The organism is Rhodococcus sp. SJ-2 (genome assembly GCF_053750035.1).
The window spans coordinates 4,339,394-4,361,885 of sequence record NZ_CM132340.1 but is presented as its reverse complement, the minus strand read 5'-3'; the positions used below and the strand labels follow the sequence as shown (position 1 = coordinate 4,361,885).

The following is a 22,492-nucleotide window of genomic DNA, read 5'->3' as shown; positions in this document are numbered from 1 at the left end:
CCCTGCACAACGGCCCGGCCGAACACACTCAGGGGGTTCGACCGGGCCGGGCGTGACTATGCCTGAGCAGACAACTTGCGGTATTCGAGCACGTTGTCGATCAGACCGTACTCGACCGCCTCGGCTGCCGTGAGGATCTTGTCCCGATCGGTGTCCTTGCGAATCTGTTCGGGATCCTTACCGGTGTGCTTGGCCAGCGTCGTTTCCATCAAGCGGCGCATACGCTCGATCTCTGCGGCCTGGATCTCGAGGTCGGAGACCTGACCCTGGATGCCGCCGGTGGCCGGCTGGTGGATGAGCACGCGGGCGTTCGGCAGCGCAAGGCGCTTACCCGGGGTCCCTGCCGCGAGCAGCACGGCTGCCGCCGAGGCCGCCTGACCGAGGCACACAGTAGTGATGTCGGCGCGGACGTACTGCATGGTGTCGTAGATCGCCATCAGCGACGTGAACGAACCACCGGGCGAATTGATGTACATGGTGATGTCGCGGTCGGGATCGAGCGACTCGAGCACGAGCAGCTGAGCCATGACGTCGTTCGCGGACGCGTCGTCGACCTGGACTCCCAGGAAGATGATGCGCTCTTCGAAGAGCTTGTTGTACGGGTTGGATTCCTTGACGCCGTAGCTCGAGTGCTCGATGAACGACGGGAGGATGTAACGGCTCGCCGGTGAATTCGGGGCCTGGCCGCCGAGCTGGCGCGGATCGAACATGTTGGTCATCGCTTCTCCAAGAAAGTGTGGGACGTGGAGCGGGTCGGGGCCTCGTGGACTAGTTCGACGTGCCGCCGGCCTGCTGGGCCCGCGCGACGACGTGGTCGACGAAGCCGTATTCGAGTGCCTGCTGTGCCGTGAACCAGCGGTCGCGGTCCGAGTCGAGGGTGATCTGCTCGACGGTCTGCCCGGTGTGCTCGGCGATCAGCTCGGCCATCTCACGCTTGGTGTGTGCGAACTGCTCGGCCATGATGGCGATATCGCTGGCAGTACCACCGATACCGGCGGACGGCTGATGCATCATGATCCGCGCGTGCGGCAGAGCGTAACGCTTGCCTTTGGTTCCTGCCGAGAGGAGGAACTGCCCCATCGACGCAGCCAGACCCATCGCAAAGGTCGCCACATCGCACTCCACGAACTTCATCGTGTCGTAGATCGCCATGCCCGAGGTGACCGAACCACCCGGGGAGTTGATGTACAGCGAGATGTCGCGGGTCGGGTCTTCCGCCGACAGCAACAGGATCTGCGCGCAGAGCTTGTTGGCGATGTCGTCGTCGACCTGGGTGCCGAGGAAGATGATGCGCTCGCGGAGCAGGCGTTCGTACACCGAGTCGCTGAGGTTCAGCCCAGCGGTGGCCGAGGTCATCGTCGGACCGATGGATGTCGCCGGATTCTGAGGAGTCACGGGTACCTGCCTTCTCGTCAATCGTGGATTGCTGTCATTGACAGTAACGAAACAGGGCGGCACCGGATGCCCGGTGCCGCCCTTCTTCGCTCAAAGCGGAAAAGATCCGACTACTCGGATGCCTTCTCCTCGGTCGCCTCGGCGTCCTCGGCAGCTGCGTCCGAGTCGGCCTTCGCGCCACCGAAGAGCTCGGAGGTGTCGACGGTCGCGCCGGTGGTGTCGGTGACCTCGACACGGTCGACGACCGTGCCGAGAGCCTTGCCGCGACGAACGTCCGCGAAGATCGCGCCGAGCTGGTTGGCCTGGCTGATCTGCTGGATGAACTGCTCCGGCGGGATGCCGTAGCGCTGCGCCTGGAAGAAGATCCGCTCGGTCAGCTCTTCCTGCTCGACCGTCGTGTTCTCCGACTCGGCAATCGCATCGAGGAGCAGCTGGGTCTTGACGGACCGCTCTGCCGACTCGCGAGCTTCCTTGTCGAACTCTTCGCGGCTCGAACCCTGGGCCTCGAGCAGCTTGTCGAGCTCGGCCTCGTCGTGGTCGAGTTCGTGAATCGCGTCGTGCAGGGCACTGTCGATCTCGGCCTGAACGACTGCCTCGGGCAGCGGCACCTCGACCTTCTCGAGAAGCTCTTCGAGCACCTTGTCGCGGATCTGACCTGCCTGCTCGACCTGCTTGACGCGGCCGACACGCTCACGCAGGTCTGCCTTCAGTTCGTCGAGGGTGTCGAACTCGCTCGCGAGCTGGGCGAACTCGTCGTCCTCAGCGGGAAGCTCGCGTTCCTTGACCGTGTTCACCTTGACGGTGACGACGGCTTCCTTGCCCGCGTACTCACCTGCGACGAGCGTGGAGGTGAACTCCTTCGACCCGCCGGCCTCGAGCCCGACGACAGCTTCGTCGAGGCCCTCGATGAGCTGGCCGGAGCCGACCTCGTGGGACAGACCCTCTGTGGCAGCTTCGGTGACCTCTTCGCCGTCGACAGTGGCCGACAGGTCGATCGACACGAAGTCGCCGTCCTGCACAGCGCGCTCGACACCGGTGAGCGTTCCGAAACGCTGCCGCAGCGACAGCAGCTGCTCCTCGATGTCCTCGTCGGAGATCTCGACGGGATCGACGGTGACCGCGATCTCGGAGAAGTCGGGGAGGGTGACCTCGGGGCGTACGTCGACCTCGGCAGCGAAGACGAGTTCGACGTTGTCCTCGAGCTTCGTGATGTCGATCTCCGGCTGACCGATGGCCTTGACCTCGTTTGTGGTCACTGCCTCGGAGTAGCGCGACTGGATCGCGTCGTTGACAACCTGCTCGAGCACCGCACCGCGACCGACGCGAGCCTCGAGGATCTTGCGCGGGGCCTTGCCGGGACGGAATCCGGGGATCCGCACCTGACCTGCGAGGGACTTGAAGGCGCGGTCGAAATCAGGCTGGAGCTCCTCGAAGGGCACCTCAACGTTGATACGGACTCGCGTCGGGCTCAGCTGCTCGACGGTGCTCTTCACGGACATGACTCCTTCTTGTCGTGCTCTTGTCGGTCGTTCGTTCTCACTACTGAGCGCCCTGACGCTGTTCGATCTGGTCGGGATGACAGGATTCGAACCTGCGACCCTCCGCTCCCAAAGCGGATGCGCTACCAAGCTGCGCCACATCCCGTCGTACCTACTGCTCCCGCCGCGGTGCCGGGGGCCGGACTGAATCCTACGGCCCCCCGATTATGAATTCCAAAGCCGGGTTCGGTACAGTCTCATCCTGCAAGCGGCGAACGCCGGAGAACACCGGAAAACCACCCGGTGAGCACCGACGAAGCCACAGGCACGGGGATGTAGCTCAATGGTAGAGCCCCAGTCTTCCAAACTGGCTACGCGGGTTCGATTCCCGTCATCCCCTCCAGCGAACCGCCCGGATCTCATCGAGATCTCGGGCGGTTCTCGTTTCTGCACCGCCCGGATCACCGTTTCGACTCGATCCCCCGACGCCGACTCGAATCCGAGACCGAACACCCGACTGCTGTGAGAGCGTCGCCAGTGTGAGCGAGACACCCGACCGCACGTCGATGAGGTCCGGCGCGGCGGGGGCCGCCGCCGCCTCGCGGTCGTCCGTTGTCGCTGCAGTACTCCTCGACGCCGTTCCGGAATGGGATCGTGTCACCGCGATGCTCGCGCCCGGAAACCTGGAAGCAGCGGCGTTCCGGCACAGGGTGGTCGAGGTTCCCATCGGACTCGATGTCACTCGTCGCAGTGCTGAGTACGACGATGCACCGTGGCACCTCGACCGGATATCGCTGACGGGCACCGCCGGTTTCCCGGACGTGCTGGCGCTGACGCCCGCCGTCCCCGAGACCATCGAGAGCCCTCGTGCGAGCTGGGGCCTCACGCTCGTGGACGGCCTGACCGGTGGCCAGGCAGCGCTCGTGATCAGCATCGTCCGTCCCGAACGGGGCGGACACGGTGCACCCGGGCAGACCGACCGCGAACACCACGGCTCGGTATGGACGTGGCTGCGCAGCCTGTCGGAACACACTGCGGAAGCAATTCGCTCGTCGACCGAACTTGTCGTGGGCAGCACCACCGACCTGGTGAAGGCAATCGTCACACCGGCGTCGCAACCACTCCCGCACCATGCTCTCCCGACGAGCGGCCCGCACCGACTCCATACCCTCGACATCCCCCGAGGCGAGATGAGAGCCGCAGCGGGGCGCGCCGGTTGCGGACTCGAAAGCGGTGTCGCAGCCGCTGTGCTCCTCGGATATGCGTCGTATCGGCACATCCACGGCTCCGCCGCGGACGATCTGTTCGCCGCGATCCCCGGTGCCGGATCCGAGGAGCCCGCTCAGGTCTGCCTCGGCGGCACCGAGATCGACGACGGACCCGTCGCCTTGATGCAGCGCATCGACCGTGTGACCGCGGGCATGCCCGACGACCCGAGCGCACTTCCCAGCACGCGGATGTTCGGTCACGACGACGTGCTGACCTGCACGGTCCCAGGTTCGGCGACCCCACTGTTCGTAGCGGGCGCCGGCATCGCCCGCTATTACGGTTTCGGCCGCACCCTGGGGTCGGCGATCAACGCAACCCTGATGTCGTACCTGGACATGTGCTGTGTCGGTCTCACTGTCGACCCCGCCGCGGTGCCCGACCACACGGTGTTCGACGAATGCCTGCGCACGGGTCTGCGGACCGTCCTCGACAGCTGACCGAGTCGGTACGCTGGAGCGCAGACCGGAAGACCTCGTCGTAGGGACTCACCGTGGAACTCCTGCTGATATTCGCCGCTGTGGCGGTTGTCGTGTACTTCGTGGCCCGCTCACAGAAATCCACCACTCGCCACGCCGCCGGCAACCTCGATGACGCCAAAGCCGAGGCCCGTCAGGCCATCGAACGGCTCGGAGGCCAGGTCTACAACCTCACCGGTACCGACGACGCGTCCCGTCAGTCACTCGCCGACGCCGCCGAACGCTTCACCGCGGCGGGCTCACAGATCGACCAGGCGCAGTCGCCCGTCCAGGCCCGGCTCGCGAAGCAGACCGCGCTCGAAGGGCTCTACTACATCCGCGCTGCCCGCACCGCGATGGGCATGGATCCCGGTCCGGAGATCCCTACTCTCGACGGACAGAAATCGGCCGGGGCCGTGACCGAGGAACGGCAGGTCGAGTTCGAGGGCCGTCAGGTCGCTGCGTCGCCGTCCCCGTCCGCGCGCACACCGAACTACTTTCCAGGGGGCCGAGTCGCGGGCCGTCCGGTCCCGGCAGGGTGGTACTCGGAGCCATGGTGGAAACCTGCGCTCGTCGCGGGCGCGTGGGGAGTCGGGTCGATGCTGCTGTTCTCATCGTTGTTCGCAGGCATGGCCGGTGTGCCGTACGACGCACAGGCATTCGAGAGCGGTGCAGCGGACGGCACGGGCGGTGCCCCGGATGAGGTCGGAGGCAACGACGATCTCGGCGGTGGCGACGGCAGCAGCGGGTTCGACGGTGACAGTGGCTTCGACGGCGGGGGCTTCGACGGCGGGTTCGAGTTCGGTGGGTTCGACTTCTGATGTCGACGAACTCGTCTCAGTCGGACTGACAGACCGGACACCAGAACAGATTCCGCGCGCCCATCACCTTGTGGAGTACCGGCGTGCCGCAGACTCGGCACGGCTCGCCGGTCCGTCGGTACACATAGGTACGGGGCCGATCCTTCGCATAGGCCGGCGCGCCCTGATCGTGTTCGACGCGCACGACATGCATGCGGCCCCTCGCCATTCCCACCTGCATCAACTCGACCAGATCAGCCCAGAGTGCATCGAATTCGGCGTGTGAGAGGTTCTTTCCCGGTCTCTCGGGATGGATGCCGTGCCGGAACAACACCTCGGCCCGGTACACATTGCCGACCCCTGCGATCACCGATTGGTCCATGAGCAGACCACCGATCGGACTGCGGGAACGGCTGATCCTCGCCCACGCCCGCTCCGGTTCGGCATCGGCGCGCAGCGGGTCGGGACCGAGACGCGCTTCGATGGCGTCGACCTCGCCCTCGGTGAGCACCTCACACGCAGCCGGGCCGCGCAGATCACTACCGTGCCCGGATCCGACCATCCGCATCCGAACCTGACCCACAGGCTCTCCGAGCGGAAGCTCGGAGTCGGTGAATGCGCCGTAGATGCCGAGGTGCACGTGCACCGTGAGCGCGCCTTCGTAGTGGTGGAAAAGGTGCTTTCCCCACGCATCCGCGTGGGTGAGCACGCGGCCGCTCACGGTGGCCGCGCCGTCCTCGAAACGTCCCTGAGGACTCGATACCCGCACCGGCGCACCCGCATACCACTGGTGGTGCAACCGGGCGAGCCGGTGCAGGATGTGTCCTTCGGGCACCGGTCAGTTCGCGCCCGGCACCGCAGGGGCATCCCCGGAGGTCTCGTATGCCGCGAGAATATCGATGCGACGCTGGTGGCGTTCCTCGTTCGACCACTCCGTCGACAGGAAGGCGTCGACGATCGCGAGCGTCTCCTCGAGCGAGTGCATCCGGCCGCCGATACCGATCAGCTGGGCATTGTTGTGCTCACGGGCGAGCTTCGCCGTCTCGACGCTCCAAGCGAGCGCGCAGCGCGCACCGGGGACCTTGTTCGCGGCGATCTGCTCGCCGTTGCCGCTGCCTCCGAGGACGAGGCCGAGGCTGCCCGGGTCCGCAACGGTGCGGCGTGCGGCCTCGATGCAGAACGCCGGGTAGTCGTCGAGTGCGTCGTATTCGAAGGCACCGCAATCGACGGCTTCGTGACCGTTCGCCGTCAGGTGCTCGATGATCTGATTCTTCCGTTCGAAACCGGCATGGTCGGCTCCCAGGTAAACGCGCATGGGCAGAGTCTAGCCAGGAGTCTTCGGCGGACTTGAATCGCTGGCATCACCCGGGGACTGAGGTTTCCCTCACCTAACCCGACCCGTTAAGTTGAGCGAATGTTCACATCACAAGGACGATCGACACGCGTCCTCCTGGTCGCGGCCGCTGCCGCGACAGCAGTTCTCATGTCGGCCTGCGCCTCGACCTCGTCGGACGAGGCAGCACCCTCAGACGAGTCCTACACCGTGGAGCACGCCATGGGTGAGACGACGATCGAAGGCACTCCCGAGCGCATAGTCGTCATCGACTCCCCGCACCTCGACGCCCTCGGCATCACGCCGGTCGGCGCCACCGAATCAGGTGCCGCGACCGGCGTTCCCGCGTACCTCGCCGATGACCTTGCGGGCATCGAGATCGTCGGCTCGACGATGGAGCCCGATCTCGAGGCCATCGCAAGCCTGAACCGTTGCCTTCTGGTGAGCAAACGTGAGCACGCTCTGGGTGCTTCTTCATCAGGCAGCCTCACCTTCCGATGAGACAGTCCCGGTCTCACCCAGCAACTGCTGGTGCCGGGTTGACGCTTCATCGCCTGCAGCGTTGACCACTCCCGTAGTCGCGGACTCCCGCGTGGCTCCACGTCCGTCCCCACCCGAATCGGTGGCGGCCGGGCTACTCCCGGTACCGGTCCCCGTTGCACCCATGCGCTGAGTCTCGCCGAGGCGGGCGAGGTTGATCGCGGCATTACGATCACGATCGATCGTCAGGCCGCAGTGGTCACACACATACATCCGGTCCGCGAGAGCCAGGTTTGGTTTTCGCCTGCCACACCCCGAACACAATTTACTGGAGGGAAAGTACCGGCCGGCCTCCACCAACACCGAGCCGTACCAGCGGGTCTTGTACGACAACATCCGGCGGATCTGCGCCAACGCCGCGTCGGACAGCGCCAGGTTCAGGCCCTTCTTCCGGCTACCACCTGCCGACCGCATCCCCGACGCGTTCAATGTTTCCACCGCGATCACCCGATGCCGCTGCGCCAGGGCGGTGGTGGCCTTGTGCACCACGTCGCGGCGCACCGCCGCGGCGTGGGCGTGGATACGCCCGATCCGGCGTTGCTGTGTGATCCAGCGTTTCGACGGCCGCCGTTTCGTTTTGGTCGACGGGTCGTACGGGCCGATCTGGCGCGCGGCTCTGCGCTGCAAGGCCCGCAGCCGGGCTTGGGCTGCGGTCAGGGACTTCGGTGCCGGAACCCGGTCGAGTTCGCGTCCGTCCGGCGTCGCGACAACGATCAGGGAATCGGCCTTGACGCCGACGTCGACACCGACCACCGGCTCACCGGCCCCGATGTGACCGGGTACCGCGACCGCGCGCTGCACCAACACCTGAAAGGCGACGTGCCACCGACCGGCCGAATCCTCACTCAGGGTGGCGGACAGTATCCGGGCGGTGCCCGCCTCGAGGCGGCGGGCCAGTTTCCGGGTGGACTCGCAGGTGTGGATCCGCCCCAACCTCGGGAGGGTGACATGGCGTCGGTCGGTCTCGACACGGATCGTTCCGGTGGTGAACCGCACCGACCGGCGGGACTTCGCGGTCTTGAATTTCGGGAACCCGATGGTTTTCCCGGCCCGCGTACCTTTGCGGGACGTCGACCACGCGTCCAATCCCCGAGCGAGCGCGTCCAACCCGGAGTTGTAGGCCTCTTTGGAGTTCTCGGCCCACCACGGCGCCACCTCGTGCTTGCGGGCGTTCCACTGCTTGCGCAACGCAGGCAGTGACCATCCCAATGCGGGTGTCAACTCGTCGTCGGTGAGACCGTAGGTGCGTTCGGCCTGCCGCTGGTTCATGACCGCTTTCACGGCGGCGAGCATCGTGTTGTGCGCCTTACGGGCCCCGCCCGCGTGCGAGCGGAATGCCCGCACCTGGGTGGGTGTGGGGTCGAGAGCGAACTGGTAGGCCTGCGCGGTCCAGCCGTCCGGGATTTCGAAGCGCGCCATCACGCGACCTGCGGTTCGGGTATGTCCTGTGGGGTGGCAGTGACCGCCCGCATCGCACGAGTGCGCGCACGGCTGTGGCGGTAGAGGCGGGGACACCTCGAGGTCGGATCCTCGATGAGGTCCCGCACCGGATCGTGTTGCTGGCCATGGTCGCCCGCCACGATCCTGCAGCCCTGCGCCGGCAGGGCCGCCGTTGGGTGCAGGGCTCCGAGCCGGACCGGACGGTTGCGGTACGTCACGAGGATCATGCTCGCAGAGGGGTCCGACATGTAGCCTGTGGGTGCGCCCATTCGGTCGGCTTCACACACCTTGTGAACACATTCGATCATGTTTGTTCACATTTGCTCACAGAATGTCGAGCAGTTCGTAACCCCGATCTCATCATCGGCGCGCAGGTGCGACACGAGGCGCTCTACGAGCAGCTCTCGGCGATCGCGCCGACGGTCTTCTCCGTGAACTCTGGAACCGACTGGGAGGAGCAGGCCCGCATCACCGCCGCCGCGGTAGGCGAGACGGATCGGATGGAAACGTTGCTCACCGGGGTCGAGGAACGTGCCGCACAGATCGGCGACGAGATCGGTGCCGAAGGACAGACCGCCTCGATGGTGCGGTTCCGGCCGGACAACTTCCGTCTGTACGGTCCCGACACCTTCTCCGGCACGATCCTCACCCAAGTCGGCTACGACCTCGGCGCAGACCGCGCGTGGAACGAGTACTCGATGCTCGAACTCAGCCCCGAGAACTACACCGAGATCCCCGAGAACTACACCGAGATCGACGGCGAGGTCGTCTTCTTCACCAACCCCGGAGGCGATCCGGCCGCAACCACGATGGCAGCGGTGACCGGGCTCTGGGGCGCACAGCCCGGTGTCGCGGCAGGAAACGTCCACGAATTCGAGGACGAGACCTGGATGGTCGGCATCGGCGTGGTGGGTGCGAACACCATCCTCGACGACCTCGAGGCCACACTCGGCTGATTCCACCTCCACCAGGACTACGGTGCCCCTCCTGCTCGTGCGAGCAGGAGGGGCACCGTAGTCATAGCCGGATGATCAGTCGAACGACGGATCTTCGTCGCGGCTGCGCTTGAGCTCGAAGAAGTGCGGGTACGACGCGAGCGCAACCACTCCGTCCCACACCTTGCCCGCGTCTTCACCACGCGGGATCTTCGACAACACCGGCCCGAAGAACGCAACACCGTTGACGTGGATCGTGGGGGTACCCACGTCAGGGCCCACCGCATCCATCCCCTTCGCGTGACTTGCGCGTAGCGCCTCGTCATAGTCCTGGCTGTCGGCGGCCTGCGCAAGGACAGGGTCGAGGTCCAGCTCTGCAAGGGCACCGGCGACGACGTCGGTGAAGTCCTTGTTTCCCTCGTTGTGGATGCGGGTGCCCATTGCGGTATAGAGACCCTCGAGAATCTCGTCGCCATACTTCTGAGATGCGGCGATCGCCACACGCACTGGCCCCCACGCCGTCTTCATCATCTCGGCGTAGTCGTCGGGCAGCTCACGGCCTTCGTTGAGGACGGCGAGGCTCATCACATGGAAGCGTGCTTCGATATCGCGGACCTTGGTGACTTCGAGAATCCACCGCGAGGTGATCCAGCACCACGGGCAAAGCGGGTCGAACCAGAAGTCGGCGGTGTCCTTACCGGCGGCACCGGTTGTCTGGTTGCTCAAGACGGTCTCCTCACACGGATCGGTTTGCAGAGGGTGCAACACAGTCCCGCGGGGCATTCTTCCCGATCTTCGCCGCAGTCACGCGCGGTCCCCGTACCGTCGGACACGAAGACCCGGGACGTAGCGCATCGAGCGACGTAGCGCCATCGCGTACGGACAAGCGAACGAGAGGTCATGCGATGTCTGGTGAGAAGACCTTCGTGATCGTCGGTGCCGGACTCGCCGGCGCAAAGGTGGCGGAGGAACTGCGTGCACGCGATTTTCCGGGCCGGGTCGTACTGATCGGCGCCGAGGAGCATCTGCCGTACGAGCGACCGCCGCTGTCGAAGGAGTACTTCGCCGGCGCCAAGAGACTTCTCGACTTCACCGTGCAGCGCGGCGACTGGTACCGGGACCACCGTGTCGACCTTCGTCTCGGGACGACGGTCACCGCGATCGACCCCGCCGCGCACACGGTGTCGTTGCCGGACGGCTCGACGGTCCACTACGACAAGCTGGCACTCGCGACCGGATCGCGACCCCGGCGCCTCCCACTGCCCGGCGCCGATGCGCCGGGAGTTCACGTCCTGCGCACCGTCGGGGAAGCCGACGAACTCCTCGCCGCGATCCGCCGCGACGATGGCACTGCCGCTCGTCTGGCGATCATCGGGGCCGGGTGGATCGGTCTCGAGATCGCGGCGGGCGCACGAGGCCGCGGCGCTGAGGTCACGGTGATCGAGTCGGCGCACACTCCTCTGTCCGCGACGCTGGGCCAGGAAATGGGCGCGGTGTTCGCCGACCTGCACCGGTCCCATGGCGTGGACCTGCGGCTCGGGGCTTCCGTGGCCGAGATCGCCGTCGCGGGCGGCCGCGCCACCGGTGTCGTTCTCGCTGACGGTACAACGGTGGGAGCCGACGCGGTGCTCGTCGCTGTCGGCGCAGCACCGAATGTCGAACTCCCCCGGGAGGCCGGTCTCGACGTCGACACCGGAGTGCTCGTCGACGCATCACTGGTCACAAGCGATCCCGACATCGTTGCGGTCGGCGACATCGCGGCGGCCGAGCATCCCACACTCGGGTGCCGTGTCCGGGTGGAGCACTGGGCCAACGCGCTCAATCAGCCTGCAGTGGCCGCGGCCACGATGCTCGGAATCGACGCCTCCTACGACCGGCTGCCCTACTTCTTCACCGACCAGTACGACCTCGGGATGGAATACGTGGGGCTCGCCCCATCCGACGCGCACGTGGTCACCCGAGGAGACGTGGCGGAACACGAATTCCTCGCGTTCTGGCTCGACGACGACAACACGGTGAGGGCAGGCATGAACGTGAACATCTGGGACGCGGGCGACGACATCCGCGCACTCATCGCGTCGGGTTCGCGCGTCGACCCCGTCCGTCTCGCCGACGCGAACGTGCCGTTGGCGGACGTCGCCACCTGAACGCGGCCCCACCATGATGGGATGGATCCCGACCGACATCCCGTCGTGAGAAGGAGTTCTCCTGTGGCACCACCGAACCTGACCCGTGAGCAGGCCGCCGAGCGGGCAGCGGTCCTGCGCGTCGACAACTACACCGTCGTCCTCGACCTCACCGATGGGTCCGGAGGGCCGGGAGCCACCACTTTCCGCTCCGTCACCACGGTGACGTTCGATGCGACGGAGGGTGCGTCGACCTTCATCGATCTGATCGCACAGACCGTGCATTCGGCGACACTCAACGGCTCCCCCGTGAATATGGCCGGATACAGCGAGGACACCGGCATCGCGTTGTCCGGACTCGCCGCGCGCAACGAACTCGTGGTCGACGCAGACTGCATGTACACGAACACCGGCGAGGGTCTTCACCGATTCGTCGACCCGACCGACGACGCGGTGTACCTGTACTCGCAGTTCGAGACGGCCGACGCCAAGCGGATGTTCGCGTGCTTCGACCAGCCCGACCTGAAGGCCACCTTCACTCTGTCCGTGACCGCGCCCTCGGACTGGAAGGTGATCTCGAACTCCGAGACCGTGCAGACCACCGCGGCGTCGCCCGGTCAGCACCTCTTCCGAACCACGCCGCGGATGAGCACCTACCTCGTCGCGCTCATCGCGGGCCCGTACGCCGAGTGGACCGACACCTACACCGACGAGCACGGCACGATCCCTCTCGGCCTCTACTGCCGCGCGTCCCTGGCCGAGTTCATGGACGCCGAGCGCCTGTTCACGGAGACCAAACAGGGGTTCGGCTTCTATCACGAGAACTTCGGCATGCCGTACGCCTTCGGCAAGTACGACCAGCTGTTCGTGCCGGAGTTCAATGCCGGCGCAATGGAGAACGCCGGCGCCGTGACGTTCCTCGAGGACTACGTCTTCCGCTCCAAGGTCACCCGCTACTCCTACGAGCGACGCGCCGAAACCATCCTGCACGAGATGGCACACATGTGGTTCGGCGATCTGGTCACGATGCGCTGGTGGGACGACCTGTGGCTCAACGAGTCCTTCGCGACGTTCGCATCCGTCCTCTCGCAGGCCTCGGCAACCGAATACACCAACGCGTGGACGACGTTCGCCAACGTCGAGAAGTCGTGGGCATACCGGCAGGATCAGCTGCCGTCCACTCACCCGATCGCCGCGGACATCCCCGATCTCGCCGCCGTCGAGGTCAACTTCGACGGCATCACCTACGCGAAGGGCGCCTCGGTCCTCAAGCAGCTCGTCGCCTATGTCGGGCAGGAGCCGTTCCTCGAAGGCCTGCGCGCATACTTCCGCGACCACGCCTTCGGCAACGCCACCTTCGACGATCTGCTGGCCGCGCTGGAGAAGTCCTCGGGCCGCGACCTGTCGGGGTGGGGTGCCCAGTGGCTCAAGACGACGGGTCTGAACATTCTGCGCCCCGACTTCGAGCTCGACGCCGACGGCAAGTTCACGCGTTTCGCAGTCGTGCAGGAGGGCGCGCAGCCCGGAGCCGGTGAGTTCCGCGTGCATCGCCTCGCCATCGGTGTCTACGACGACAACGGTTCGGGCACACTCGTGCGCACCCACCGCGTCGAGGTCGACGTCGACGCAGCCGAGCGCACCGACATCCCCGAACTCGTCGGCGTGGATCGCGGCAAGTTCGTGCTCGTCAACGACGACGATCTGACCTACTGCTCGGTCCGGCTGGACGACGACTCGCTCGGTACCGTGATCGAACGCGTCGGCGACATCGCCGAGTCGCTACCGCGCACGCTGGTGTGGTCGGCGGCGTGGGAGATGACCCGGCAGGCCGAACTCAAAGCGCGCGATTTCGTTGCACTGGTACAGCGCGGCATCGCCGCAGAGACCGAGGTGGGTGTCGTGCAACGCCTGCTGATGCAGGCGCACACGGCAGTCGGCAGCTACGCCGACCCCGCATGGGCCGACGCCTCGGGTTGGAGCGACTACGCGAACCGGCTACTCGAGCTGGCACGTGAAGCGGAGCCGGGATCGGACCATCAGCTCGCCTTCGTCAACGCCCTGTCCACAGCTCGGCTCTCACCGTGGCACACCGAAGTGTTCGAAGAGCTGCTCGGCGGTGATCCGGCGAAGGTCGGACTGCCCGGCCTGGTTGTCGACACCGATCTGCGGTGGCGTCTCGTGCAGGCGCTCGCAGCCGCAGGTGAAGTCGACGCAGAGGGAGTGGAGTCGCCGTTCATCGACGCGGAAGCCGAGCGCGACCCGACCGCGGCCGGTGCCCGGCAGGCAGCGGCGGCACGTGCGGCGCGTCCGCAGGAAGAGGTCAAAGCCCAGGTCTGGCGGACAGTGGTCGGCGACGATACCGTTCCGAACATCACTGCCCGTTCGATCATCGGCGGTTTCGCGCCTGCCGGTCAGTCGGAGCTGCTCGAGCCCTACGTGGAGCGGTATTTCGCGGAGGTGCCCGATGTGTGGGAGCGCCGGTCCAGTGAGGTCGCGCAGACCGTCGTCGTGGGCCTGTATCCGTCCTGGTCGATCAGCGAGGCCTCGGTCGCTGCGGCCGACGAATTCCTTGCCGGTGATCGTCCTCCTGCGCTGCGCCGATTGATCACCGAGGGGCGCGCCGGGATCGTGCGGTCGCTGCGGGCACAGGCGTTCGACGCGTCCTGACATAGAACGCATACGGCCCGATGTCACCTTCGGTCACTCGAAGTGACCGAAGGTGACATCGGGCCGAAGCGGGTCCTACGGGGCGATGATCGCGTTGGCGATCACGCGAACGGCGCTGATGATGCCGTCGATGAGCTGTCCCTGACCGAACGGTCCGATCGCTGCGGTCACGCCGAGCTGAGCGATCCGGTCGGTGACCTGGGCGGCATCGCGTCCACTACGGACCTCGACGGTCTTCTGATTCGGGTACACCGCGATGAGCACCGAGTTCTCCGCCTCGGGCGTCGACGGGAAGATCGTGTCAGTGGCTGCAGCCGGGTCCGAGGCATCGGCGATGTATACGTTGAAGCGCACACCGGTGGCTCGGATCGCAGACGTGAGCGTGTCGTCGAGGGCGATCATCTCGTCGTCCTTGAACGGCGGGCCCGCGAACTCGATGCCGTCGGCACGAGCTTCGGAGATTCGGCCGCTCGGAGTCAGCGCCGCGGCATGCGGCAGGGGCGCGTCGCTGCGCGCCGGGGCATGAATCACGTCACCACTTGCCACTTGCGGTACCTCCGATCAGCTCTGCCGGTGCACCGGCTACGTGTCCGTGATGCGCGTGCCGACCGTGCTCGGTCACCTCGTCGGCGGCGGTCCACAGCAGTGCACTGTGGTTCCATTCGTCGCCGAGCTTGTACGGATGGTCGGACGCGGCCGGGCCGGGCTTGCGGGGCGCGGTCCAGGAGATAGCCCCGAAGACCAGAACGATCAGCAGCGGAATGCCGACGAATATCAGCGTTGTCTCGAGAATGCTCACACGGAGAAGGTATCCCAGGTGGCTGCGAAAGACCTCACATGCCCCGGATTTGGTCCCGACGAGAGGGCACTTGCCCGGCCTCGCCGATCAGGCAGCACCCTCGCCGAGGTATGGAAGCCAGGTCGGATGCAGGTCCTGCAACGTGGCCAGCAGGCGCCAGTGTCTGCCTTTCGGCGGAACCAGCGACGCACGCAACGTCCATCCGAGTTCGCTCAGTAGCTTGTCGGCCTTCTTGTGGTTGCAGGGCGCACAGCATGCAACGCAGTTCTCCCAGGCATGCGCACCACCGCGGCTGCGGGGAACCACATGATCGATCGTCTCGGCCTTGGATCCGCAATATGCACAGCGATTGCCGTCGCGGTGCATGAGCGCGGCCCGGGTCATAGGCACCCGAGCGTGATAGGGCACCCGGACGTAAGTGCGCAACCGGATCACCGACGGCAGCTGCACCGACCATTCGGCCGATCGGACCATCGGCGCGAGCGGGTCGTCGTGCACGGTGTCGGCCTTACCGCCGGCCATGAGAACAACGGCACGTCGTGCAGGCAGCGCCGTGAGCGGCTCGTAGGTGGCGTTGAGCAGCAGCACTCGACGTTTCACCCAGTCCGGCAGTCCGACGTCGTCGCGTACCACATGCAATGTGGTGGCCCCCGGCGTCCCGATCGGGACGTCCGCGGGCGGGAGTTGTCGATGTGCTGTGCTGCCGTGCTTCATACGACCTCCGGAAGACTGGAAACAGTGCACCACGGATACCTCCGAATCGCACCCGATTTCCGCGGACGAATCAAGGACTGTCCGATGAACATCCTGTGTTACGGGTACCGGCGGGTAAGCGACCCCGTACGGGCGCACCCGTGCCCGTACGGGCACAATGGCCGGTGAGAGGGAGGTAAGCAGAAAACGATGACCGACCAGCAGACCTTCTACGACGAAATCGGCGGCGCCGACACTTTCCGCAAGATCGTCGCGCGCTTCTACGAAGAGGTGGCGAAGGACGAGATCGTCCGGCCCCTCTACCCCGAGGAAGATCTCGGCCCGGCGGAGCGCCGCATGCGGATGTTCCTCGAGCAGTACTGGGGTGGTCCACGCACTTATTCGGACGAGCGCGGTCACCCGCGACTGCGGATGCGCCATCATCCGTTCAAGATCGGCCCCCTCGAGCGCGACGCCTGGTTGCGATGCATGCACACCGCGATCGCCTCGATCGACGATCGGACCCTCGACTCCGCGCATCGTCGGCAACTGGTCGACTACATCGATATGGCGGCGGATTCACTGATGAACTCGCCGGTGTGATCGGCCGAGGTCTCGCTCCGGACTTTCGTCAGAGAACGGTCAGACCGAGACCTCCGCTTCTGCGCAGGTAGACCGATCCGTAGCGGGCGTCGAGGCGGATCCAGGTGTTCGAGGCCCGCACCCGTACCACCTCGTCGGCGGCGATTCCGTCAGCGGCCATCGGGTCACGGCCGGTGGTGGGCACGAACCCCATTGCCCCGAGCGCGAACACCATCCGCATGGGCACACCGACGACGGTCTCACCGCCGCTGACCTCGAGCACCTCCTGCGCCAGCAGCGACGCAGGCGGCCCCTGTGCACCCGCGTCCCGTGTCAGCGCGACTCCCTGCTGGGCGAGTTCGACGAGAACCCGGGCCGGAACATCGTCGACATGTGCAAATCCCTCGTCCGGCGGCAGTGCTCCGCGCCACGCGGAGTCCATCGCCCATCCCGGATCGATCGCCTTCGCGGCTCCCACGGACGCGGTGAGTGCGGTGCGCAGCGAATCAGCGGCGACACAGAGGTCTGCGGGGTGGACGGTTCCTCGCACGAGCCGAGCCGCGAGCACATCGAATCCTGTCTGGATCCACGCGCTGAGCACGTCGTCGCCACGACGCCGCAACCTCACGACCGCGGCCTCGTCGAGACGCAGTGCGCGGGTGAGGAAGGCGGCGAGATCGGTGCGGTCGCTCTCGCCGGCGAGTGCGACCGCCCGCTCTCCGAAACTCGACGTGAGGTCAGTCACGTTTCCACCGAAGCAGGTAGGCACGTTCCTCGTCGGTGAGCCGACGGAGTTTCTGCCCGTCGATGTCGAATGCGGCGATCTGGGTGGACGCGACGATCGAGGGTGTCGAGTCGGCGGGCGCACCGCCTGGTCGTACCTCGTAACCGATCGTGAAGTCGACGGCGCGCACCTTTTCGGTCCACATCATGACGTCGAGGGGGCCGTCGTCGTGTCGCAGCTGTCTGCGATAGCGCACGTGGAGGTCGGCGATCACGGCGCCCTCGCGCAAGCTCTGGGTGGGTCGCCCGTCGGCGAACAGCCACGGTATGCGGGCTTCTTCGAGCAGAGTCACCATCCGTGCGTGGTTGATGTGCTGGAAGACGTCCATGTCGGACCACCGCACGGTCACTTCCGTGTGGAATCCGAACTGCTGGCCCGCATCACTCACGCGTCTACCTCCGATCGGGTGCGCCGGTGCGCACCATGCTCCTGATCTGCCGTGCGGCCACCGACAGGGTGGCCAGGTCCAGACTCCCAGATGCGAAGATCTCGTCGAGTGCCGACCTCGCGCGCACGAGTCGCGAGCCATTCGACATCTCCCAGTCCTCGATCATCTCCGGGCAGGTCTCCCCCGGCTCTGCCCCGGCGAGGACATCGAGGACGAGGGTGCGCAACGATCCGTACAGTTCGTCGCGCAGCGCGAGTCGTGCAAGGGAATGCCACCGGTCGCCGCGAGCGAGTTCCGTGACCGCCGACAGGAGCCGGTCGATGCCGAGGTGCGCATCCATCGCGTAGTACAGCTCGGCGACCTCGTCCTCCTCCCGTTCGACGATATCCGCGATGTCGATGACGTCGAGAATCGGGAATTGGTCGAGTAGGCGGTACACCATCGCGACCAGCTCCGGCGGCACCTCGCGCGACAGGATTCGCCGCGTCCGTTCCTCCAGATCCTGTACGTGGTGCCCGCGCATCCAATCCCCCACCATCGGTGCAAGATTCGCGAACAACTGCCGGTAACGGCTGATCTCTGCTCCCACCGCCAGCGGCTGGGGCCGATTCGACAAGAGCCACCGCGATGCACGGTCGAGGACACGACGGGATTCGAGCAGCAACTCGTCTGCCAGCTCGGTGGGCAGGCCGGCGGAGCGGATCCGGTTCCAGATCCCACGCAGGCCGAAGATCTCGGTGACCGCGGCGAACGCTCGGACGGCGTCGGTGCGCGAGGCCCCCGTCTCTTCACAGAGACGGAAGACGAAGGACACACCGCCGTTGTCGACGGTGTCGTTGGCGAGAATCGTCGCGACGATCTGTCTGCGGAGTGGATGTGCCTTGATACCCGTACGGAACTTCGTGCGGAGTGCGGGCGGAAAGTAGTCGGGTAACCGGGTCGCGAATGTGTCGCTGTCGGGCAGGTCGGTGTCGAGCAGGTCATCGACGAGGGAAAGTTTGACGTGGGCGAGCAATTGCGAGAGTTCCGGTGAGCTCAGTCCTTCTCCGTCGGAGCGACGCTGTTCGATCTCGGTGTCGTCCGGGAGTGCGTCGAGGACACGGTCGATTCGCCGTTCCTTCTCCAGTTCGGCGATGAGCCGCTGATGGACACCGAGCAACGCGGGTGCCGATGCTCGTTCCAGGCCGAGGACACCGTTCTGGTCGATGTTGTCCTCGAGCACGAGTTCGGCGACATCGTCTGTCATCGAGGCGAGCAGCGGGTTACGTTCCGCGAGGTCGAGGTCGCCGGAGGTGACCATCGAGTCGAGCAGGATCTTGATGTTGACTTCGTGGTCGGAGCAGTCGACACCGGCGGAGTTGTCGATAGCATCGGTGTTGATCTTTCCGCCGTTGCGCGCGTATTCGATCCGCCCGAGCTGCGTGACGCCGAGGTTTCCTCCCTCTCCGATCACCCGGACACGCAGATCCGCGCCGTCCACGCGAACCGTGTCGTTGCCTTTGTCACCGACGTCGGCGTGCGATTCGGTTCTCGCCTTGATGTAGGTACCGATACCCCCGTTCCACAACAGATCCACGGGTGAACGCAGGATCGCGCGGATCAGTTCGGATGGGGTGAGTTCCGTGACGTGACCGGGCAATCCCAGCGCCGCGCGAGCCTGTTCGCTGATCGGAATCGATTTGCGGGTGCGCTCCCACACTCCCCCTCCGGTTCCGATCAGGGCCGGGTTGTAGTCGGCCCAGGACGAGCGCGGCATCTCGAAAAGCCTGCTGCGTTCGGCGAACGAGGGCTCCGCCCGGGGGTTCGGGTCGAGGAAGATGTGGCGATGATCGAACGCGGCGACCAGCCGGATGTGTTTGCTGAGCAGCATCCCGTTGCCGAACACATCGCCGCTCATGTCGCCGACTCCGACCGCGGTGAAGTCCTGGCTCTGGGTGTCCACTCCGAGTTCACGGAAGTGCCGCTTGACGCTCTCCCATGCACCGCGCGCGGTGATCCCCATCTCCTTGTGGTCGTACCCGGCCGACCCTCCCGATGCGAATGCGTCGCCGAGCCAGTACCCGTATTCGGCGGCAACCGAGTTGGCGAGATCCGAGAAGGTCGCGGTGCCCTTGTCCGCGGCGACCACCAGATAGGTGTCGTCGTCGTCGTGTCGCACCACTCGCCGCGGCGGAGTCGCGGTGCCACTCGTGCGGTCGAGGTTGTCGGTGAGGTCGAGCAGTGCGGCGATGAATCGCCGGTAGCAGGCTTCGCCGGCAGCGCGTGCCGACTGCCGGTCCGTGGCCACATCGCCGGTGGGTGCCGGTGGACGCTTGACGACGAACCCGCCTTTCGCACCGACCGGGACGATCACCGCGTTCTTCACCGCCTGCGCTTTCACGAGGCCGAGGATCTCGGTGCGGAAATCTTCGTGGCGATCCGACCAGCGGAGGCCGCCGCGCGCGACAGCGCCGAATCGCATGTGCACACCCTCGACATCCGGGGAGTACACGAATACCTCGAACTTCGGCCGAGGCTCCGGGAGTTCCGAGATGCCGCTGGGGTCGAACTTGAACGCCAAAGTCCGGCCGCGCGCCTCGTCGTCCGTCTCCGGCACGAAGAAGTTGGTCCGCAATGTGGATCGGATCAACGACAGCACCGCCCGCAGGATGCGATCGGCCACGAGTGCGGTGACCGCGTCGATCTTCTCGAGCAGTTCGTCGGTGATCGTCTGTTCGCGCACATCGGATGCGTGATCGGGATCGAATCGGGCAGCGAACAGTTCCACGAGAAGCGCCGTCGTATCGGGTGTGCCGAGCAGGACACCTTCGATGTTGTATTGACTGTACGGAAACCCTGTCTGTCGAAGGAATTTCGCGTACGCGCGGAGCATCGTGATCTGCCGCCACGTGAGACCGGCGCGAAGTACGAGTTCGTTGAAACGATCCGTCTCGGCGTGACCACGCCACACCGCAGCGAACATATCGGTTATCCGGCCGGCAAGTGTGTGGTCGGTGCCGAACAGGCCGGGATCGACATCACCCGGAAGGTTCAGGCCGAAGTCGTAGATCCAGCAGTCGACGCCATCGGATCGCGGCAACAGGTAGGGCCGCTCGTCGACGACTTCCACACCGAGGCTCTGCAACACCGGAAGGACACGGCCGAGCGTCACCGGTTCCGCTCCGACGTACAGGGTGAAACGCCAGCTGCGGTGGTCCTCGGTGTCGGAGCGGTAGACGAAGGTGTCGAAGTCGCCAGGACCGAGCGCTTCGAGGCGCATCAGGTCGGCGAGTGCGCGTTCGGAACTGAAGTCCTCTTTGTATGCCTCGGGAGCGGCATCGACGTACCGCTGGACCAGTGCAGGGTCGACACTCGGACGGGACCCTGCAACCTCGGTGATCCGATCTTCCCAGCTGCGACTGGCCTCCGCGAGGAGTGACTGAATTCGTTGTCTGTTGCTCTCGGAGGTGTCGACCCGAGGACGTACATGCTCGGGAAACCGGACGGTCACGTGCAACAGCGCCAAGTCGCCTTCGGACACCCGCGCGGTGTAATCGAGAGTGCCACCGCCGAATTCGTGGAGCAGTATGTTCTGCATCCGGACCCGGACCTTCGTCGTGTACCGATCACGGGGAAGGTACACCAGGCACGACACATACCGTCCGTACGTGTCCACCCGAACGAAGAGCCGCACCTGTCGGCGGATCTCCACGACGGAGGTCACCGTCTCGTAGAGGGTATCCGGGTCCATGGACAGCAACTCTGCACGCGGCAGGGTCTGCATGATCTCGAGCATCGACTGCCCGCCGTACGACGACAACTCGACACCCGCGCGTGCGATCACTTCGCGTGCACGGCGTCGGAGCAGCGGGATATCGAGGATGTTCTCGTGCATCGCCGTCACAGTGAGGATGCCGAGGAAGCGGTGCTCGCCGACCGTTCGGCCCTCGTCATCGAGGATCCCGACACCGACGAAGTACGGATACACCGAGCGGTGCACAGTCGCCGGACGAGCACCTTGAGTGAGCACAAGCAGTGGCCGGCGGTCCGGATTCACCTCGGAGGGCAGGTCGATCGGGTCGTCCGTATCGGAGAGTGTGCGCAGCACACCGAGGCCGCTGTCCGGGACAGCACGGGAACGGCTCACGCCGGCAGTGTCGAGTTCGTCGAATTCGTAGCAGCGATACCCGAGCATCGCGTAGTTCCCGCGAGCGAGCCATCGCAGCAACTCCGCTGTTTCGGTGAGGTCGTCCGCGGACTGGGTCGACGGCGGGTCTGCAACGAGCACGTCGAGTTCCTCGGCGAGCCGGTTCTGCACGGTACTCATGGCATCGCTGTCGATGACGACCTGTCGCACATCGTCGAGTACACCATCGATCTCGCCTTCGATTCCGGCGAGGACGTCCGGCGGTGTGGACGGTTGCAGCTGGATATGAATCCACGATTCCGCGGGTGCGTCGCTCTGCAACGCACCATCCGGCGTCATTTCGAGAAGCGCCCCGTCCGAGTCGCGGTCCACCGCGAAGACCGGGTGGACGAGCGCGGCAATGATCGCACCGAGACGAGAGAGCAGTGCAGTGATGGACTCCACGAGCAGCGGCATGTCGTCGGTGACGATCTGGACGGCTGCACCGGCCGCCTCGTCCGTCCGGTATACACGCGTCGCGGTCGTGCCCGCAGGTCGGTCGAGTCCGAGCGCCAGATGCGCCGCTGCAGCAGCCTCGGGGTCACCTATTCCGTCGGGCGACTGCGCATACGCGCGTTTCAGAACTCGCACCGTAGACGAAAGATCGCGCGAATCCGCGGATTCCGACATCAACATCACTCCC

Annotated in this window: 21 protein-coding genes and 2 tRNA genes; 8 read left to right on the top strand and 15 right to left on the bottom strand. The window is 65.7% G+C overall.

Annotated features, from left to right (window positions below; genetic code table 11):
• Window positions 1–56: 56 nt before the first annotated feature.
• The 4 genes from ACSYG9_RS20455 to ACSYG9_RS20440 form a co-directional block, all read right to left on the bottom strand.
• The gene (locus ACSYG9_RS20455) at window positions 57–719 is read right to left on the bottom strand and encodes an ATP-dependent Clp protease proteolytic subunit (protein ID WP_054716287.1); all 663 of its coding nucleotides are present in this window, start codon (window positions 717–719) and stop codon (window positions 57–59) included.
• Window positions 720–768: 49 nt separating this feature from the next.
• Window positions 769–1,356 (bottom strand): ATP-dependent Clp protease proteolytic subunit, encoded by a 588-nt coding sequence (locus tag ACSYG9_RS20450; protein ID WP_241996794.1) that lies wholly within the window; start codon window positions 1,354–1,356, stop codon window positions 769–771.
• Window positions 1,357–1,505: 149 nt separating this feature from the next.
• Window positions 1,506–2,894 carry a trigger factor gene (tig, locus tag ACSYG9_RS20445; RefSeq protein ID WP_440124223.1) on the bottom strand — a complete coding sequence of 463 codons (1,389 nt, stop codon included), beginning with the start codon at window positions 2,892–2,894 and terminating at the stop codon, window positions 1,506–1,508.
• 68 nt (window positions 2,895–2,962) lie between these two features.
• A tRNA-Pro gene (locus tag ACSYG9_RS20440) sits at window positions 2,963–3,039 on the bottom strand.
• Window positions 3,040–3,202: 163 nt separating this feature from the next.
• On the opposite strand from ACSYG9_RS20440, the gene ACSYG9_RS20435 reads away from it, so the two are divergent.
• The 3 genes from ACSYG9_RS20435 (at window position 3,203) to ACSYG9_RS20425 (ending at window position 5,418) form a co-directional block, all read left to right on the top strand.
• Window positions 3,203–3,276: transfer RNA gene (locus ACSYG9_RS20435), tRNA-Gly, on the top strand.
• A gap of 136 nt (window positions 3,277–3,412) precedes the next feature.
• Entirely contained in the window at window positions 3,413–4,579 is a 1,167-nt protein-coding gene (locus tag ACSYG9_RS20430) for a WS/DGAT domain-containing protein (RefSeq protein ID WP_454839744.1), read from the top strand.
• A 53-nt stretch (window positions 4,580–4,632) separates the two neighbouring features.
• A complete protein-coding gene (locus ACSYG9_RS20425) occupies window positions 4,633–5,418 on the top strand; it encodes a DUF1542 domain-containing protein (protein ID WP_440124221.1) in 786 nt (261 codons plus the stop codon).
• Between the two features lie 16 nt (window positions 5,419–5,434).
• Here the strand turns inward: ACSYG9_RS20425 and ACSYG9_RS20420 are convergent, their stop codons facing one another.
• Entirely contained in the window at window positions 5,435–6,232 is a 798-nt protein-coding gene (locus ACSYG9_RS20420) for a zinc finger domain-containing protein (protein ID WP_440124220.1), read from the bottom strand.
• A 3-nt stretch (window positions 6,233–6,235) separates the two neighbouring features.
• Window positions 6,236–6,712, bottom strand: a complete 477-nt coding sequence (locus tag ACSYG9_RS20415; RefSeq protein ID WP_440124219.1) for a ribose-5-phosphate isomerase — start codon at window positions 6,710–6,712, stop codon at window positions 6,236–6,238.
• A 99-nt stretch (window positions 6,713–6,811) separates the two neighbouring features.
• Here ACSYG9_RS20415 and ACSYG9_RS20410 point away from each other — a divergent pair, with 99 nt between their 5' ends.
• Window positions 6,812–7,231: a hypothetical protein gene (locus tag ACSYG9_RS20410; protein WP_440124218.1), complete on the top strand. Its 420-nt coding sequence runs from the start codon at window positions 6,812–6,814 to the stop codon at window positions 7,229–7,231.
• On the opposite strand, the gene tnpB is transcribed toward ACSYG9_RS20410, so the two are convergent.
• The gene (tnpB, locus tag ACSYG9_RS20405) at window positions 7,208–8,689 is read right to left on the bottom strand and encodes an IS607 family element RNA-guided endonuclease TnpB (protein WP_454839743.1); all 1,482 of its coding nucleotides are present in this window, start codon (window positions 8,687–8,689) and stop codon (window positions 7,208–7,210) included. The genes ACSYG9_RS20410 and tnpB overlap by 24 nt on opposite strands.
• Window positions 8,689–8,979 (bottom strand): hypothetical protein, encoded by a 291-nt coding sequence (locus tag ACSYG9_RS20400; RefSeq protein WP_440124216.1) that lies wholly within the window; start codon window positions 8,977–8,979, stop codon window positions 8,689–8,691. The genes tnpB and ACSYG9_RS20400 overlap by 1 nt, the downstream gene beginning before the upstream one ends.
• A gap of 51 nt (window positions 8,980–9,030) precedes the next feature.
• Between ACSYG9_RS20400 and ACSYG9_RS20395 the strand changes: the two genes are divergently transcribed.
• A complete protein-coding gene (locus ACSYG9_RS20395; protein WP_440124215.1) occupies window positions 9,031–9,666 on the top strand; it encodes an ABC transporter substrate-binding protein in 636 nt (211 codons plus the stop codon).
• A 75-nt stretch (window positions 9,667–9,741) separates the two neighbouring features.
• Here the strand turns inward: ACSYG9_RS20395 and ACSYG9_RS20390 are convergent, their stop codons facing one another.
• Window positions 9,742–10,371, bottom strand: a complete 630-nt coding sequence (locus tag ACSYG9_RS20390) for a mycothiol-dependent nitroreductase Rv2466c family protein (protein ID WP_440124214.1) — start codon at window positions 10,369–10,371, stop codon at window positions 9,742–9,744.
• 179 nt (window positions 10,372–10,550) lie between these two features.
• Between ACSYG9_RS20390 and ACSYG9_RS20385 the strand changes: the two genes are divergently transcribed.
• Together ACSYG9_RS20385 and pepN are read left to right on the top strand one after the other, a co-directional pair.
• Entirely contained in the window at window positions 10,551–11,792 is a 1,242-nt protein-coding gene (locus tag ACSYG9_RS20385; protein ID WP_440124213.1) for an FAD-dependent oxidoreductase, read from the top strand.
• Between the two features lie 63 nt (window positions 11,793–11,855).
• On the top strand, window positions 11,856–14,438 hold the full coding sequence (gene pepN, locus ACSYG9_RS20380; RefSeq protein WP_440124212.1) for an aminopeptidase N: 2,583 nt from the start codon (window positions 11,856–11,858) through the stop codon (window positions 14,436–14,438).
• Between the two features lie 75 nt (window positions 14,439–14,513).
• Here the strand turns inward: pepN and ACSYG9_RS20375 are convergent, their stop codons facing one another.
• The 3 genes from ACSYG9_RS20375 to ACSYG9_RS20365 form a co-directional block, all read right to left on the bottom strand.
• On the bottom strand, window positions 14,514–14,984 hold the full coding sequence (locus ACSYG9_RS20375) for a DUF5130 family protein (protein WP_454839740.1): 471 nt from the start codon (window positions 14,982–14,984) through the stop codon (window positions 14,514–14,516).
• A complete protein-coding gene (ctaJ, locus tag ACSYG9_RS20370) occupies window positions 14,971–15,237 on the bottom strand; it encodes an aa3-type cytochrome oxidase subunit CtaJ (RefSeq protein ID WP_169688562.1) in 267 nt (88 codons plus the stop codon). The genes ACSYG9_RS20375 and ctaJ overlap by 14 nt, the downstream gene beginning before the upstream one ends.
• Window positions 15,238–15,324: 87 nt before the next feature.
• Window positions 15,325–15,951, bottom strand: coding sequence for an HNH endonuclease (locus ACSYG9_RS20365; protein ID WP_440124210.1), 627 nt, complete (start codon window positions 15,949–15,951; stop codon window positions 15,325–15,327).
• A gap of 189 nt (window positions 15,952–16,140) precedes the next feature.
• Between ACSYG9_RS20365 and ACSYG9_RS20360 the strand changes: the two genes are divergently transcribed.
• Window positions 16,141–16,533, top strand: coding sequence for a globin (locus tag ACSYG9_RS20360; protein ID WP_440124209.1), 393 nt, complete (start codon window positions 16,141–16,143; stop codon window positions 16,531–16,533).
• A gap of 28 nt (window positions 16,534–16,561) precedes the next feature.
• Here the strand turns inward: ACSYG9_RS20360 and ACSYG9_RS20355 are convergent, their stop codons facing one another.
• Genes ACSYG9_RS20355 through ACSYG9_RS20345 form a run of 3 tightly spaced genes read right to left on the bottom strand, consistent with a single transcriptional unit; the run spans window position 16,562 to window position 22,479 of the window.
• Window positions 16,562–17,257 carry a hypothetical protein gene (locus ACSYG9_RS20355; protein WP_440124208.1) on the bottom strand — a complete coding sequence of 232 codons (696 nt, stop codon included), beginning with the start codon at window positions 17,255–17,257 and terminating at the stop codon, window positions 16,562–16,564.
• Window positions 17,250–17,684, bottom strand: a complete 435-nt coding sequence (locus ACSYG9_RS20350) for a thioesterase family protein (RefSeq protein WP_440124207.1) — start codon at window positions 17,682–17,684, stop codon at window positions 17,250–17,252. Before ACSYG9_RS20350 ends, ACSYG9_RS20355 begins: the two co-directional genes overlap by 8 nt.
• Before the next feature lie 4 nt (window positions 17,685–17,688).
• A complete protein-coding gene (locus tag ACSYG9_RS20345) occupies window positions 17,689–22,479 on the bottom strand; it encodes an NAD-glutamate dehydrogenase domain-containing protein (RefSeq protein ID WP_440124206.1) in 4,791 nt (1,596 codons plus the stop codon).
• Window positions 22,480–22,492: the final 13 nt, after the last annotated feature.